The sequence below is a fragment of the Mesorhizobium sp. WSM4829 genome, assembly GCF_055811475.1.
Genome location: NZ_JBVVQJ010000018.1, coordinates 100928 through 116193, shown reverse-complemented (window position 1 = coordinate 116193; position 15266 = coordinate 100928). Strand labels below are relative to the sequence as shown.

Below are 15266 nucleotides of genomic sequence, written 5' to 3'. Positions count from 1 at the left end.
CGATCCTCAGGTCATTTCAAGGGTCATCGCCACAGGACAGTGGTCCGACGCCTTCGGCCGGTCCCAGCCGCAACGCGGAAACCGGTCCACCTCCTGGCCTGCCGGAAAGATCGTGCGCCAGGGCTGGCCGTTGCGGATGATGTCGGGAACGGCGGTCGCGTTCCTGGCTGCCAGTGCCTTCGACAACAGGATGTAGTCGAGCTGGCACAGATGCCGCTCCTGCGGCCCGCGCGTATGGTACAAGGTCCAACGGTCCATTTCCGGGCGCCGCTCGACCGCATTCTCGCAAAAGCCGCCGGCGGTGAGCACGTTGAGGCAGGACTGGCTCTCATCGATCACCTCGAAGCGGTAGCCGTCAAAGGCGTCGCCGGAGATCTTCACGCGCTGCCGATAGTCGTTCATGTCGCCGCAGATCGCCCAATATTTGTCGGCGGCGTGATCCCCACCGAAACGCTCCTCGATGATCCGGCGCACCGCTTGCGCCTCGGCGATGCGCAGCGGCATCGTCGCCTGGCGCCCGTCGAGACCGTTGCGGGGCGCGCCCATCGACTTGAAATGCACCAGATAGAGCGTCAGCGGCACGCCACCGACGGTCAGGTCGATTTCCAGGCAGTCGCGCCGGAAGATGCGCTGGTTGGCCTGATGCCCGAACGCTGCCAGTTCCGGCGTGTGCAGGCCGAACTGCTCGAACGTGACATAGGCGTGGCTTGTCATGCGCACGAATTCGATCGGCTGGCCCTGCGCGGTCTCGTTGCGCATCATCACGGCGACGTCGATGCCGCGCGAATCATTGCCGGCGGTGGTGTATTTCTGGCGGTAACCATGCCCGACCATCCTGAACAGATAGCCGTGTTCGAAAGCCTTCAGCGCCTCGATATTGTCGACCTCCTGCATGCAGATGATGTCGGCGCGGGTGGCCGCGATGGCCAATGCCGTCAGCTGCCGCGTATCGTCGGATTGCGCGATCGCCCGCGCCTGCTCCAGCATCTTGTATTCGGCCTCGCTCTGGATGTCGAAGAGCGCCAGCGTGCGATCCTCGTTGAGCTGGTTGCGGTATCCGGAAAAATCGAACCTGTTCATCAGGTTTTCGACATTGAAGGTGGCGAGGCGCAGCGACATGGCGGTGACCTTTGCCCACAAGCGCGGCCGAAAACAAGGGGGCTGGGCGATGCCCATTCATGGTTGATGGAACGTTTCCGTTCATCTTCCGTTCAGACGCAAAGGTCCATGATTAAGGATTAGTCTGAGTGGGGCCTGAATCTTCGGAGAGTGAAATGAAACCGCTCTTTTTGACTACCATTCGATCGGGCATGTTGACCTTGGGTCTTTTTTCCGGCCTCTCGGCGCCTTCCATGGCCGGGCCCATTCAGCCTGACGTCCCGCTCCCAACTGCTGCCGCGGCACGCGAAATCGTGCCGGTGCGCGAGAGCTGGGCTGGCGGCAATAATAACGTCTGGATGCGTGGCCGTAATTTCTCCCGGAACTGGAACCGTGGCAATTGGAACCGTGGCAACTGGAACGGTGGGCGGCACTGGCGCCGCAACTGGAACGGTGGGCGGCACTGGCGCCATAATCGTGGCCGGTACTACGGTGGCGGCTATTACGGCCGTTACTACGACGACGACGACAACGGCGCCGCCGCGCTTCTCGGTTTGGGCCTTGGGTTCGGCCTTGGCAGCCTGTACCAGGGCTACTACAACCAAGGCTACTACAACCGGGGCTACTACAACAACGGTTACTATGCGCCGCGCCGCTATTATCGTGCCGGGCGGCTTTCCAGCGCTCACGTCCGGTGGTGCTACAATCGTTACCGGTCGTATCGCACCTGGGACAACACGTTCCAACCCTATAACGGCCCGCGCCAGCAATGCTGGTCGCCCTATAGCTGATCGACTGATGCATTCCAGGCGGCGCCGCCCCTCGCGGCGCCGTTTCCGTCTGGCTCAGCCTTCTTCTGAACTGTTCTTTGTCCGGCCAGGGCACCGCGAAATCGTTTCGCCATCGACGATAACGCTATATTTATCAGGCAGGCCTAGTTATCTTGCCGATCGCACCACATCAAATGCGACGATCGCCGGGGATTGGCGCGCGATGGCTGAAGACGAAAACAGGGACAAACACAGGCAGCGCGTCTTCAAGGGCGCGACGATCCTGACCGGCATGACCAATTCCGAGGTCACGTGCACGGTCCGCAACATGCATGACGGCGGCGCCGAACTGAAGGTCTCGATCGACGCTCGCGTGCCCGACGAGTTCCTGCTCTATGTGCCGACCGACGGCATCGCCTACAAGGCAGTGGTCCGCTGGCGCCGCGAGGACCGCATCGGCGTGATGTTCACCGGCACCGAGCCAAAGCCCCACTGGCACTACGGCTAGATCCCCTGAACGGCATTCTCCACACGGCCTTTGTGTAAAAAAAGCCGGCGGAGCGCTCCGCCGGCTTTTTTGTGCAATGATAAAGTGCGGATTTCGGTCAGTTCTTGGCCTTATCGACCAATTTGTTCTTCGAAATCCACGGCATCATCGCGCGCAGCTTGGCGCCGACTTCCTCGATCTGATGGCTGTCGTTGTTGCGGCGGATGCCCTTGAAGCGCGACATGCCGGCGCGATACTCCTGCATCCATTCCGAGGTGAACTTGCCGGTCTGGATATCCTTCAGCACGCGCTTCATCTCGGCCTTGGTCTCGGCGGTGATGATGCGCGGGCCCGAAACATATTCGCCCCATTCGGCGGTGTTCGAGATCGAGTAGTTCATGTTGGCGATGCCGCCTTCATAGATCAGGTCGACGATCAGCTTGACCTCGTGCAGGCACTCGAAATAGGCCATTTCCGGCGCGTAGCCGGCTTCCACCAGCGTCTCGAAACCGGCGCGGATCAGCTCGACCAGGCCGCCGCACAGCACAACCTGCTCGCCGAACAGATCGGTTTCGCATTCCTCGCGGAAATTGGTCTCGATGATGCCCGAACGGCCGCCGCCGACGCCGCAGGCATAGGACAGAGCGAGATCAAGTGCATTGCCCGAAGCATCCTGGTTGACCGCGACCAGGCACGGCACGCCGCCGCCCTTCTGGTATTCGCCGCGCACCGTGTGGCCAGGCCCCTTCGGCGCGATCATGACGACGTCGACCGAGGCCTTTGGCTCGATCAGGCCAAAGTGCACGTTGAGGCCGTGGGCGAAGGCGATCGCCGCGCCATCGCGAATGTTCGGCGCGATCTCGGATTTATAGATGTCGGCCTGCAGCTCGTCCGGCGTCGCCATCATCATCAGGTCGGCCCATTTGGCGGCGTCCGCCACGCTCATCACCTTGAGCCCGTCGGCCTCGACTTTTTGGGCGGTCGCCGAGCCGGCCTTGAGGCCGATGGCGATTTCCCCAACGCCAGAATCCTTGAGATTGAGCGCATGCGCCCGGCCCTGGCTGCCATAGCCGATGATGGCGACCTTCTTGCCCTTGATCAGGTTGAGATCGGCGTCGCGATCGTAGTAGACACGCATTTTTTCTTCCTTCCCGTTTTTGAATTCAGAGCATGATGCCGAAAAGTGTGAAGCGGGTTTCGGACGACATCATGGTCTATCTCTTTGATTTAGATCCGGATTCAGATTTCAGGTCGACTTGACCTGAAATCATCCGGCTCTAGGGGCCTTGCGGCCCGGTTTTTGCTCCGTGAAGAGCGAGAAACTGCTGCGTCGCCCGGACGGCATCGCCGCCAATCGCCGCATCAGTCAATTTTAGCCGGTCGCCGAGCAGCAGGCGGATCTGCACGTCGCGGGCGACCAGCCCGAAAAAGGTTCGGAATGCCTCTTCGGCGTCCGAGAACTCGAGAAGCCCGGCCTGCCGACCGGCCTCCAGCACCGGCTTCAGGCGCCGGGCCAGCGCGAAACGCCCGTTCTCCAGCACGATGGCGCCGAGATCATCATTGCCCGAGCCAGCACGGCCAATGGCGACGCGGTTGAGCGCGATCGATGTGTCGCTCGAAATCACCTTGAGCCAGTCCGAAGCGAAACGTGCGAGGCTCACCGTCAGCGAAGCAAGGGTAAGCCCCTTGCCGTCGACCGGCACCACCCGCACCTTGGAGGCCTGCCATTGAACAATTGCCGTCAACAGCCCGTCGCGATCGCCGAACCATTTGTAGAGCGTTTCCTTGGAACAACTTGCCCGCCGCGCCACCGCGGTCATGGTCAACTGATCGCCCTCCTCGACCAGCAGGCGAAGTGCGGCGTCGAGCACGGCTTTCTGCCGCTCGGTCAGCGCTTCGCTGGTGTCGATGTCGACGCTTGCCTGAAACAAACTCTTTTCCTGCTCGATGACGGCGGCGGCCGGTGCCGTACCGTACGTTACGGTTCGGCACCTCTATGACGTATTGTCGGACCCGGGGCAAGCCCTATCTCCGCTTTTTGACCGCCTTATCGCGGAGAGAAAAATGCTCGTCGGCCTGCTTGCATTGACTATTGCCGCCGCTTTCGCGGGCGCCGCCATCTATATCAGCGTTGCCGAGCAGCCGGCGCGGCTTCGCCTCGACGACCGTGCACTGCTGCAGGAATGGCAGCCTTCCTACAAGCGCGGCGCCGCCATGCAGGCGTCAATTGCCGTCGTCGCCTGTGTTCTTGGTGTCGTTGCCTAGTGGCAGACCGGCAGTCTTGGCTATCTCATCGGGGCGGTGCTGATCATCCTGCCATGGCCATGGACGCTGATCGCAATGCTGCCGACAAACCGGTTGCTGGCGGCGATGGACGCAGCCGCCACCAATCCGCAGGCGCGGGCGTTGATTCTCAAATGGGGCAATCTGCATCTGGTTCGCGTCATGTTTGGCGTGCTGGCGGCACTGGCATTCCTCCGGGGAAGTGTCTGACGTCGCTGCAACGATCTTCGGCGCCAGCCGGACCACATCACTCCGGCATCGCCGGATGACGCAGCCGCCCGAGCAGAGCCGACAAGGTTTCCAGATCATTATTGGAGAGCCTGGCGCCGACCAGCTCGGCGATCGATCGCCCGTAGACGGCCCACATCCGGCGGCGCATCTCGCGCCCCTTGCCGGTGATGCGGACCGTCTGTCCGCGACCGTCATCGGCAACCCTGAGCTTCTCGACCAGCCCGTCCGCTTCGAGCCGCGCCAGCAGCCGCGAGACGTTGTACTGCGCAAACAGGGTGCGCTCGATCAGCTGGAACGGCCGCAAGCCGCCCTCGCCGGCTTCGGCAAGCTCATGCAGCACGTCGTACCAGGCAAGCGGCGGCAAGCCGGCGTCCTTCAGCGCGTCTTCGGCTCTTTCCAGCAGCTGGCGCGAAACGCGCATCAGGCGCGCCCAGGCTTTGATGGCCGCCGGCGAGGGATTCTCCGTCATGATGCAGCATAGGCGATAGATGCAATTGCATCAAGCTTGCCAATGGATGCAAATGCATCTATATAGATGCAACTGCATTTATATCGGAAGGCACTGCCATGAAACATGAAACCTGCGAGATCGCCGACATCCTGGAGACGGGCGGCCTGGTGACCGACAAGCTCGTTCTCGTCAGCCACCACCTTTGCCCCTATGTGCAGCGCGCGGCGATCTCGCTCTGCGAAAAGGACGTGCCGTTCGAACGCCTCACCATCGATCTCGCCAAAAAACCGGCCTGGTTCAAGGCGATATCGCCGCTCGGCAAGGTACCGCTGCTGCGCGTGCAGCAGGACGGCGAGGAAACCGTGATCTTCGAATCGGCGGTCATCCTCGAATTTCTCGAGGAAACGCTGGCCAACCCACTCCACCCTGCCGACCCGCTGGCCCGCGCCCGGCATCGCGCCTGGATCGAGTTCGGCTCGGCCATCCTCAACGCCATTGGTCGGTTCTATTCCGCTCCGACCGAGGCCGCCTTCCTTGCCGAAAGCGAAACTCTGTCGGCAATGTTCGATCGTCTCGAAGCGGAACTGGCGGCTGGCCGGACTGGGCCATGGTTTGCCGGCGAGCGCTTTTCACTGGTCGATGCAGTCTATGGGCCAGTCTTCCGCTATTTCGACGCCTTCGATCGGATCGGCGCGTTCGGCATCCTGAGCGGAAAGCCGCGTGTCGAGGCCTGGCGAAAGCGATTGAACGAACGCAAGTCGGTGAAGGACGCCGTCACCCCGGATTATCCACAGCGCCTTCATGCATTCCTGCAAGCGAAGGGTTCGCACCTTTCGAAACTCATCCGCCGCAGCGAGGCGGCCACTGCGCTTCCTTGATACCGATCCGCCTGAACGGATCGACTACGGTTCCAGCCACCATCGAGGCAAGGATGTTTGGCGCCGGCGGGATTTTTGCCACCGACGCCACCAGCCTGTCGCGGACGAACGGCATCACGGTCGAATCCGACTGGTAGAACGGCGTCAGCATCAGCGACAGCGCCTGAAACACCCGGACATGCCATCGCCGCGCCCGGACATAGACCTCCAGCGCAGTATCGACACGATCCGTTCCTATGAGCGCATAGTTGAGCGCCGCCGCGTCGAGCAGCGCCATGTTCGCCCCTTGCCCGAGCTGCGGGCTGGTCGAATGCGCCGCGTCGCCGATGACCGCCCATCGCCGTCCGGCCGGCACCTTGAGCGTGTGATGGCCGTAACGCGCCAGCGAAAGCTGATCGAAACTGTCGATCTGGCGCGTGAACGCCTCGCATTCGGGCCAAAGCCGAACCAGCCCCGCCTTCCAGGCGTCGAGGCCTGTCGCCCTGACCTGCTCTGCGTCCGCCGGCTTCAGGCTCCAGAAGAATGCCGCCATCTTCTCGGCATCCGGTTCCGGCCTGCCGATCGGCAGCACGCCGATCATCACGCTCGCCCTGTCGTAGCGCTGCAGCAGCGCGTGCTCGTCGAAACCGTCGCTGCGCCAGCCGAGCGACGCCCAGAACGCGCCATAGGCGAGCGGCCGCGGCTCCCCCGAATTCCCTACGCGCTGCCGCAATCTGGAGCGCGAACCGCTGGCATCGACGACCAGATCGAACGGCCCTATCCTTCGCCCGTTGCCGCAGATCAGCGTTGCCCGTTCCCCGGTTTCCAGCGTCTCGAGTTCGACGCCGGTTTCGATGGCGATCGCCTCGCGCCGGACGGCGCGGAAAAGCACGCCGAACACGGCCGCCCGGTGCACCGCCAGCCCGAAACGACTGCGGCGCTGCGCATCATAGCGGACGTCGAGCACGGTGCGGCCGGATTTCGCATCGGCGCCATGCAGGCGGTCGATGCGGCTGCCCAGCGCCAGGATGTCGTCGAGCAAGCCGAGATCGGCAAGCACCGTCAGCCCGGTCGGCTGCAGGATCAGCCCGGACCCGACCGGCTTTGGCTCGTCGAAGCGCTCGAAGATGGTGACCCGATGCCCGGCACGCTTCAGATAGAGCGCCGCGGCCAGCCCGGCCGGGCCGGCGCCGGCAATCGCGATGTCCAGAGAATTGCCCATTGCCGCCGAATCGTCTCGCCCAGGCCGGACAATCCTTCAGCGCTATCGGCAAATCAAGCCATCGCTCCTGGTATCGGTGAGTCAGGTCTCGGCGGCGTCGAAAGCGTTCCGCGCAGCGCGCACCGCGCCATGATTGAGCTCGGCCCATTGGAGCAGCTGATGCAGGGGCCCGAACATCGAGCGTCCGAGATCGGTCAGACTGTATTCGACGCTCGGCGGCTTGGTCGGGAAGACCTCGCGATGGACATAACCATCGCGCTGCAGATCGTGCAGCGTCTGGGTGAGCATGCGCTGTGAAATGTCGGGCACCAGCCGCCGCAATTCGCCGAACCGGTACGGCTTTTCGGCCAGCGCCATCATCAGCAGCGAACTCCATTTGTTGCTGATGCCCTGGATCACGTCGCGCACCGGACAGTCGGCAATGTTGCCGCCGCCGCTGCACGCTTTGTAAATCTCGAGCTTCGACTTCAGACTGACGACCTTGCTGTCCATCGCTGGTTCCCTGCGCCTGCCTACCTCCCGCAAAACTGCCTTCTTTACGAGGGTCGGTCAATTCCTATTTTAGTGCTGGTCTCTTTTTGAGACTTATATAAGCACCCGCCGCTCCGGCGCAACGACAGGACTGCCCATGACCGATACCCTTCTCGTCACCGGCGCCTCCGGCCAGCTTGGCCGCGGCGTCGTCGATCATCTGCTGGACACACTCAAGGTTCCGCCCGCACGCATCATCGCCGCCACCCGCAATCCGGAAAACCTCGCCGAGCTGGCAGCGCGCGGCGTCATCATCAGGCAAGCCGATTTCGATGACACCGCGTCGCTTGTCGAAGCATTCAAGGACGCCGGCCGGGTCCTGATCATCTCGACCGGCGAGCTCGATCTTCGGGGCAAGCGGCTCAAGCAGCATGAGAATGCCGTCGCAGCCGCGCGGCAGGCCGGCGTTTCGCATCTGCTCTACACCTCGATGCCCAATCCTGAGCCGGGATCGCCGGTGCTGTTTGCGGGCGATCATTACGGGACCGAGCAGGCGATCAAGGCGAGCGGCATCCCTTACACGATTTTCCGCAACGGCTGGTATCAGGAGAACCTGTTCATGTCGCTGCCGCACGCCATTGCCTCGGGACACTGGTATACATCCGCGGCCGACGGCCGCATCGCCCATGGCGCCCGCGACGACATGGCCGCGGCGATCGCTGCCGGCCTTGCCTCGGGCGCCAGCGAAAGCACGACATACACGCTGACCGGTCCGCAGGCCCATACCGTCGCCGAGATCGCGGCCCTGGTGACCGACGTCACCGGCAAGCCGATCGAGGTCGTCCAGCTTTCGGACGAGGCGTTGACCGAGGGCCTGAAGGCTGCCGGCGTTCCCGAGGGCTTTGCCCCAATCGTCACGTCCTTCGACACCAACACGCGCTCCGGCCGCATCAGCATGGTGACCGACGCGATCGAGACACTGTCGGGCAGGAAGCCGCAATCGCTGAAGCAGTTTCTTGAAGCGAACAAGGCAGCGCTGGCCAGCTGAGCCAGAATAGAGTGCCGGACTTCCGAAGCCGGCGGGACAGCACCCCCTCTGTCCGGCAGGACAGAGGGGGGCGCGAAGGATCGCAACGGCTCAGTATTCGCGCCGCCCCTAAATCGCCACCTGCGTTCCGATCTCGACCACACGTCCGGTCGGGATCTGGAAATATTCCGTCGCATCGGCTGCCGTGCGCGCCAAGCCGATGAACAGCTTGTCCTGCCACACCGGCATGCCGGAATTGGGTGACGCCTTGAGCGAGCGCCGCGACAGGAAGAAGGAGGTCGTCATGATGTCGAACTTCCAGCCCTGCTTGCGGCAGATCGCCAGCGCACGCGGAATGTTGGGCTGTTCCATGTAGCCGAAGGTCAGCGTCACCCGCATGAACAGATCGTTGATGGTTTCCATCTTGACCCGGTCGCTGTCGGGCACGACAGGCTGCTGCGCCGTCACCACCGAGAGGATGACGTTCTGTTCGTGCAGCACCTTGTAGTGCTTCAGGCTGTGCATCAGCGCGGTCGGCGCGCTGACCGGATCGCTGGTCAGGAACACCGCCGTGCCGGACACCAGCTGCGGTTTCTTCTTCAACAAATTGGCGGCAAGGAAATCGAGCGGAATCTCGTTCCTGCGCGTCTTGTCGAACAGATAGCGGCTGCCGCGTATCCAAGTCCCCATGATCAGCCCCATGATGCAGGCCACGGCGATTGAAACCCATCCGCCTTCAACGAATTTCACGATGTTCGCCAGGAAGAAGCCGGTGTCTATCGTGCCAAACAGCAGCGCCAGCGCCGCAGCCAGCGCGGTCTGCCATTTCCATTGCCACCGCATCACCACGAACAGCAAGATCGTGGTCATCAGCATCTCGCCTGTCACCGAAATTCCATAGGCGGAAGCCAGCGAACTCGAACTGCCAAAGCCGACGACCAGCAGCATGACGCCGAGCGCGAGAATGAGGTTCACGCGTGGCATGTAAATCTGGCCAAGCTGCATCTCGGAAGTATGCTGAACTTCGATTCTGGGCAGAAGATTGAGCTGCACCGCTTGCCGGGTCAGCGAAAACGCCCCGGAGATAACGGCTTGACTGGCGATGACAGTCGCTGCTGTTGCGAGCCCGACCATCGGTATCAGTGCCCACTCCGGCAGCATCTGGAAGAACGGATTGTCGGGCACACCCCCATGAGCAAGAACGAATGCGCCTTGCCCAAAATAGCTGAGCAGCAGGCAGGGAAAGACGATCCAGAACCAGGCCAGCACGATTGGGCGGCGACCAAAGTGGCCGAGATCGACGTAAAGCGCTTCGGCACCGGTAACCGCCAGAAAAACCGCACCGACGGTGAGAAACGCACCCGCTTTGGCCTCGGCAAGGTAGGCGACTGCATAGTAGGGGTTGATTGCCAAAAGCACCGATGGATCATCGCTAATGTGCACCAATCCGGCAATGCCGATCGCCAGGAACCAAAGCGCCGTCACCGGCCCGAAAACCGAGGCCACTCTGCCGGTCCCGAAGCGCTGCACGGCGAACAAGACGGCAAGAATCACCAATGTAATGGGAACCACATATGGGTCGAACGCCGGGGTCACGACGCTCAGCCCTTCCACCGCTGAAAGCACCGAAATGGCCGGCGTTATGATCGCGTCGCCGAAAAACAGTGCGGCTCCGCACAGACCGATGACAAGAATGATGCCGGAACCAGCCGGATAGGCTTTCCGGGCCAGCGCCATGAGTGACAGGGTACCGCCTTCACCCTTGTTGTCCGCGCGAAGCACGAAGGCGACATACTTTATGGTCACGATAATCGTCAGTGCCCAGACGATCAGCGACAGAATGCCCAGAACGGCACTGCGCGGATCGGTGCCGGACGAAGCATGCAGTGCTTCGCGAAGCGCATAGATAGGGCTGGTGCCGATATCGCCATAGACCACGCCGAGAGCGCCCAGCATCAAGACCTTGGTGCTGTGTTTTTCGACCTCAGGATGGCTGGATTGTTCGACTGGTTCTGCCTCACTACCACTGTTGGTAAGGGCCATGGACGACACTCCGATAAGCGCGCGGTGCTCTACGCTTGCTGCGATGCAATATCAAGTGCCCCAACGTGATGGCTGCCATGTCCGCAAAGCGAGGCTTCCATCTCTACCACCCACAGGCCTTCAGAAATCTTTTGACCGTATTGGCCATGCCATACTCCAACGCATCGGCTGTCAACCCATGTCCGATCGACACTTCAGCCAATGCCGGGATGCGCTTTGCCAATGCCGGCAGGTTGTTCACCACCAGATCGTGGCCGGCATTGACCTGAAGCCCGGCGGCAAGCGCGGCATCCGCGGTTTTTCCCAATCTTTCCAGCTCATTCGCCGCTTTTGCCGAATCGGAATGAAAGCTGCCATACGGCCCCGTGTAGAGCTCGATCCGGTCGGCGCCGGTGTCGCGCGCGGCATTCATGCCCGACGGATCCGGGTCGGAAAACAACGACACGCGAAAGCCCCCCTTTTTCAGCCGTTTGACGATCGGTGTCAGGAACGCCGCCTCGGCGGCAAAGTTCCAGCCATGGTCGGAGGTGGCCTGGGCAGGGTCGTCGGGCACCAGCGTCACCTGCTCCGGCTGGTGCTTTTCCACGAGCGCCAGGAAATCCTCGCTCGGATAGCCCTCGATGTTGAACTCCGCCTTGGGGAATTCGTCGTCGATCAGCGCCCTGATCTCCGGCAGGTCGGAATGCCTGGTGTGCCGCTCGTCGGGCCGCGGATGCACGGTCAGGCCATGCGCGCCCGCGGCCAGCGCCAGACGCCCGAGCCCGATGACGCTTGGCCACGGCAGGTCGCGCCGGTTGCGCAGCATCGCGATGGCATTGAGATTGACGGAGAGTTTTGCAGGCATGGCTTCTCGGGTCCGGACATAATCGCGGCCATCTATACCGCCTTTGGCGGGAACAGACAGGGGGTTTTCGGTGTTCCAGAGGGACGTGTAATATCCAGCAAGAGGAAGACCCGTGAATTATCTTGAAGACGTGCCGGCGGTTCGCCGCATCGACACCGACCGCGACGACCTGTTCGCCATCGACGTCGTCGGCCATGTCACGGCTGCCGACGCCGAAAACCTGTTTGGATTGCTGGAGGCGGCCTACGCGCTGCACCCGAAAATCGATGTGCTGGTGCGCCTGATCGATCACGAAGGCGTCGATTGGGCCGATGTGTCGGACGAAACGCTTGAACAGGGCACGGCCCATGCCGTGGAGCATGTCGGCCGCTGCGCTGCGGTCGGCGAGCCGAACTGGGTACCCAGCGCGCAGAGCTTGCTGCCTGCTTCCTCATCCGTCGAGCTCAGGCATTTCGAGGCAGAGGACGAAGCATCCGCCTGGGAATGGCTCGGCGCCACACCGCTGGCCCCACGCTGACGCCGCACAAGTCCCGAGTCCCAAGGCTGCTGGCTCGACCGGCCTATCTGACGATCGTCAGCCGTTGCGCCGCGCGCGTGATTGCCGTGTAGAGCCAGCGCTGGCGGGTTTCCTTAAACGCCCAGCTTTCGTCGAACAGCACGATCTCGTTCCACTGCGAGCCTTGCGCCTTGTGCACGGTCAGCGCGTAGCCATAGTCGAAATCGTCGAAGCGTTTTTTCTGCTGCCAGGGAATGTCGGCGTCCGGGTCCTCGAATGCCGCCTTGAGCAGCTTGATCTTGGCGACGCCGCGGTCCGGATCGTCCTCCTCCGGGGAGACCAGCAGATTGATGCCGGGTTTCACCGTCTCGCGCGACGAGGTCATCACCTTCCACAGCGAGCCGTTGAGCAGTCCCTTGGCCGGGTCGTTGCGCAGGCAGACGAGCTTGTCGCCGGCCTGTGGATAGTCGGCATTGAACCCCTTCAGCTCGCGCAACCGCTGATTGTAGCGGCGCCGCGTCCTGTTGGTGCCGACCAGCACCTGGTCCGCCTTCAGCACCAGCTCCTGGGTGACGTCTTCCTTGCCGATCACCTGCGCCGCGCCATAGTCGCCGCGCATGAATTCGCGACCCTCGCGCACGTCGAGCGCCAGCCGGATGATCGGGTTGTCGCGCGCCTGCCGGTGGATCTCGGTGAGCAGAATATCCGGTTCATGCTCGGTGAAGAAGCCGCCGCCCGAGATCGGCGGCAACTGGCCGGGATCGCCAAGAACCAGGATTGGCGTGCCGAAACTCAACAGGTCGCGGCCAAGCTGCTCGTCGACCATCGAGCATTCGTCGATGACAACGAGCTTGGCCCGCGAGATCGGGCTTTGCCGGTTGAGCGAAAAGGTCGGCGACATCGACGTCTTGCCGGTCACCTCGTCCGAAACCGTCTCCTCGCCCTTCGGCCGGTAGATCAGCGAATGGATGGTGCGGGCATTGACCGCGCCCTTGGAACGCAGCACCTGCGCCGCCTTGCCGGTGAAGGCAGCGAACTGCACCTGGCCGTCGACATGCTCGGCGAAATAGCGCGCCAGCGTCGTCTTGCCGGTGCCGGCATAGCCGAACAGCCGGAACAGCTGCGGCTTTCCGGTCTTGAGCCAGGTGGCGACCGCTTTTAGCGCATCGTCCTGTTGAGGAGAGAATTCCATCAGCGCGAGAGACCGGATTCGCGAGGGAAAGACAAGGCCGCCAACGATCATCGGCGGCCGGCCGCACCGCGCAATTTAACAGGCAAGGATCAGAACGTAAAGAGAACAAGCATGATTCGAGACGGTCTAGCCGGCCGTTCCGCCACGACCTTCGGCCGGTCCGGGATCGTTCTCGAGCAGGATCGGCTTGCCGTGCGGCGTTGCATGCGCGGCGCGTTCCCAGGCGGCAGCGAGCGCATCGATGTCGCGCTTGCCGGCAACTCCTTTGGCGGACAGCAAATTTTCCAGCGCCGCCAGCCAGTGCTCGTAATAATCGTGGCCATCGCTGGCGGCACCAGGCTGCTTGACCTCGGCGGACAGGGCGTCCGCCCATTCGCTCCAGGAAAACAGGCCCTTGTCGTGCAGCGCAACTGTCATGGCGAAGGCTTCCGCCTGCCACGGTTCGGCGAATACCGGCGCCTCAACTCCGGCAGGCAGCGTGGCGGGGGCTGACTTCGCCTCACGCCGGCTCAAGATAGCTCTCCCAGGCATCGATCGACACGGTCAGCGTCGGGTCGGCGCCCTCGCCCCAGATCTCGGCGCCGTCAAAAACCACCGTATAGACCCATTGCGGGTTTTCGCCTTGGCCATGTGCATTGGTGTCAGGGAAGACAAAACCAGCGCGCACCGCCTCGACGGCGCCTTGCTTGCCGCGTGCGTAGCGTGGCAACCTTGTGTGGCCGGTCGGATGGAAATTCTTCGTGCGCACCATATCGCCTGCCTTGAACCGGGCCGGCGCGGCGATCGGCCGGTCGCACGGGCCGCCCTTGGCCAACACATCAGGCACGTTTTCGGCCTTCAGCACCCGCTTTGGCGTCGCGGCAGGGTCGACCGCCTTGCCCGCGGCCAGATCGCGGTCGCTGACAAAACCATGTCGCTTCAGCAAGGTTTCGAGCGCCTTGATCCAGATCTCGTAGTAGCTGGAGCCATAATAGTCGGCGGGATGCAGCAATTCCCGCGCATGCCGGCTCTCGTCGATGGTCCAGGCGCCCATGGCGCCCGCGCACAAGGTCACCCCAAGCGCCCGCCTTTCCCAGGCGGCATGGAAACAGGGCTCGTCCTTTTCGGGTGCGACCGGCCCGAACCCCATCTGCCCGCCGAGATCCTGCGGCCCGTTCATGCCGGCTCCCGCGCCAGTCCGGTGCCGATCATCGCGTCGCGCGTCACCAAATCCGCCAGCCGCTCCTCGCTCCAGCCGTCGGTGCTCTTCGGCCGCATCGGCACGACCAGATAACGCAGCTCGGCGGTAGAATCCCACACCCGGATCTTTGTCGTTGCCGGCAAGGTCAGCCCGAATTCCTCGAGCACGCCGCGCGGATCGATGACCGCGCGCGAACGATAGGGCGGCGCCTTGTACCAGACCGGCGGCAGGCCGAGCACCGACCATGGGTAGCAGGAGCACAGCGTGCAGACGACGAGGTTGTGCGTGTCCGGCGTGTTGAACACGGCCTGCATATGCTCGCCCTGCCGGCCGGTATAGCCGAGCGAGCCGATCGCCGCCGTCGCGTCGCGTTTCAGCCAGACAGCGAAGTCCGGCTCGACCCACGCCTTCGCCACCACCTTGGCGCCGTTGCGCGGACCGATCTTTGTCTCATAGGTGTCGACGATCACGTCGATCGCGGCCGGATCGATCAGCCCCTTCTGGGTGAGGATCGTCTCCAGTGCGCGCACCCGGGCGGCAAAAGGATCAAGCTCGTTGTCGTGATTATGATCGTGGGACATGGCCGTAAATTACGGCTGCAAGCGTTCCACCGC

At 62.7% G+C, this 15266-nt stretch carries 17 protein-coding genes and 1 pseudogene; 6 read left to right on the top strand and 12 right to left on the bottom strand.

The features are described from left to right. Positions 1-6 precede the first annotated feature (6 nt). Positions 7-1119 (bottom strand): endonuclease/exonuclease/phosphatase family protein, encoded by a 1113-nt coding sequence (locus tag AC0L17_RS18715; protein WP_473516916.1) that lies wholly within the window; start codon positions 1117-1119, stop codon positions 7-9. Between the two features lie 155 nt (positions 1120-1274). Here AC0L17_RS18715 and AC0L17_RS18710 point away from each other — a divergent pair, with 155 nt between their 5' ends. Next, on the top strand, positions 1275-1889 hold the full coding sequence (locus AC0L17_RS18710) for a BA14K family protein (RefSeq protein ID WP_473516915.1): 615 nt from the start codon (positions 1275-1277) through the stop codon (positions 1887-1889). 202 nt (positions 1890-2091) lie between these two features. Then, entirely contained in the window at positions 2092-2376 is a 285-nt protein-coding gene (locus AC0L17_RS18705; RefSeq protein ID WP_128167039.1) for a PilZ domain-containing protein, read from the top strand. Positions 2377-2473: 97 nt separating this feature from the next. Here AC0L17_RS18705 and ilvC read toward each other — a convergent pair whose 3' ends face one another. Together ilvC and AC0L17_RS18695 are read right to left on the bottom strand one after the other, a co-directional pair. After that, positions 2474-3493, bottom strand: a complete 1020-nt coding sequence (ilvC, locus tag AC0L17_RS18700; RefSeq protein ID WP_023798824.1) for a ketol-acid reductoisomerase — start codon at positions 3491-3493, stop codon at positions 2474-2476. A gap of 139 nt (positions 3494-3632) precedes the next feature. Beyond that, on the bottom strand, positions 3633-4286 hold the full coding sequence (locus tag AC0L17_RS18695; RefSeq protein WP_473516914.1) for a TetR/AcrR family transcriptional regulator: 654 nt from the start codon (positions 4284-4286) through the stop codon (positions 3633-3635). Positions 4287-4419: 133 nt separating this feature from the next. Here AC0L17_RS18695 and AC0L17_RS18690 point away from each other — a divergent pair. After that, a pseudogene (locus AC0L17_RS18690) lies at positions 4420-4848 on the top strand (anthrone oxygenase family protein). Between the two features lie 37 nt (positions 4849-4885). Here the strand turns inward: AC0L17_RS18690 and AC0L17_RS18685 are convergent. Beyond that, positions 4886-5338 (bottom strand): MarR family winged helix-turn-helix transcriptional regulator, encoded by a 453-nt coding sequence (locus AC0L17_RS18685; protein WP_091594267.1) that lies wholly within the window; start codon positions 5336-5338, stop codon positions 4886-4888. A 98-nt stretch (positions 5339-5436) separates the two neighbouring features. On the opposite strand from AC0L17_RS18685, the gene AC0L17_RS18680 reads away from it, so the two are divergent. Continuing rightward, entirely contained in the window at positions 5437-6198 is a 762-nt protein-coding gene (locus tag AC0L17_RS18680) for a glutathione S-transferase family protein (protein ID WP_473516913.1), read from the top strand. On the opposite strand, the gene AC0L17_RS18675 is transcribed toward AC0L17_RS18680, so the two are convergent. Beyond that, complete coding sequence (locus tag AC0L17_RS18675) at positions 6161-7399, bottom strand: FAD-dependent oxidoreductase (RefSeq protein ID WP_473516912.1); 1239 nt, start codon at positions 7397-7399, stop codon at positions 6161-6163. The two genes, AC0L17_RS18680 and AC0L17_RS18675, sit on opposite strands and share 38 nt — an antisense overlap. A gap of 81 nt (positions 7400-7480) precedes the next feature. Then, complete coding sequence (locus AC0L17_RS18670; RefSeq protein WP_287071492.1) at positions 7481-7891, bottom strand: winged helix-turn-helix transcriptional regulator; 411 nt, start codon at positions 7889-7891, stop codon at positions 7481-7483. A gap of 136 nt (positions 7892-8027) precedes the next feature. On the opposite strand from AC0L17_RS18670, the gene AC0L17_RS18665 reads away from it, so the two are divergent. Beyond that, on the top strand, positions 8028-8918 hold the full coding sequence (locus AC0L17_RS18665) for an SDR family oxidoreductase (protein WP_473516911.1): 891 nt from the start codon (positions 8028-8030) through the stop codon (positions 8916-8918). Between the two features lie 108 nt (positions 8919-9026). Here AC0L17_RS18665 and AC0L17_RS18660 read toward each other — a convergent pair whose 3' ends face one another. Next, positions 9027-10940 (bottom strand): potassium transporter Kup, encoded by a 1914-nt coding sequence (locus AC0L17_RS18660; RefSeq protein ID WP_027154982.1) that lies wholly within the window; start codon positions 10938-10940, stop codon positions 9027-9029. Between the two features lie 103 nt (positions 10941-11043). Continuing rightward, positions 11044-11784, bottom strand: a complete 741-nt coding sequence (locus AC0L17_RS18655) for a pyridoxine 5'-phosphate synthase (protein ID WP_473516910.1) — start codon at positions 11782-11784, stop codon at positions 11044-11046. Positions 11785-11896: 112 nt separating this feature from the next. On the opposite strand from AC0L17_RS18655, the gene AC0L17_RS18650 reads away from it, so the two are divergent. Beyond that, positions 11897-12301 (top strand): SpoIIAA family protein, encoded by a 405-nt coding sequence (locus AC0L17_RS18650; RefSeq protein WP_473516909.1) that lies wholly within the window; start codon positions 11897-11899, stop codon positions 12299-12301. Between the two features lie 43 nt (positions 12302-12344). Here AC0L17_RS18650 and AC0L17_RS18645 read toward each other — a convergent pair whose 3' ends face one another. From AC0L17_RS18645 to nthA, 4 genes are all read right to left on the bottom strand, one after another. Continuing rightward, positions 12345-13472, bottom strand: a complete 1128-nt coding sequence (locus AC0L17_RS18645) for an ATP-dependent DNA helicase (RefSeq protein WP_473516929.1) — start codon at positions 13470-13472, stop codon at positions 12345-12347. 126 nt (positions 13473-13598) lie between these two features. Continuing rightward, entirely contained in the window at positions 13599-13985 is a 387-nt protein-coding gene (locus tag AC0L17_RS18640; RefSeq protein ID WP_473516908.1) for a nitrile hydratase accessory protein, read from the bottom strand. Then, positions 13972-14631, bottom strand: coding sequence for a nitrile hydratase subunit beta (gene nthB, locus AC0L17_RS18635; RefSeq protein WP_473516907.1), 660 nt, complete (start codon positions 14629-14631; stop codon positions 13972-13974). The genes AC0L17_RS18640 and nthB overlap by 14 nt, the downstream gene beginning before the upstream one ends. Then, positions 14628-15233 (bottom strand): nitrile hydratase subunit alpha, encoded by a 606-nt coding sequence (nthA, locus tag AC0L17_RS18630; protein ID WP_473516906.1) that lies wholly within the window; start codon positions 15231-15233, stop codon positions 14628-14630. The genes nthB and nthA overlap by 4 nt, the downstream gene beginning before the upstream one ends. Positions 15234-15266: the final 33 nt, after the last annotated feature.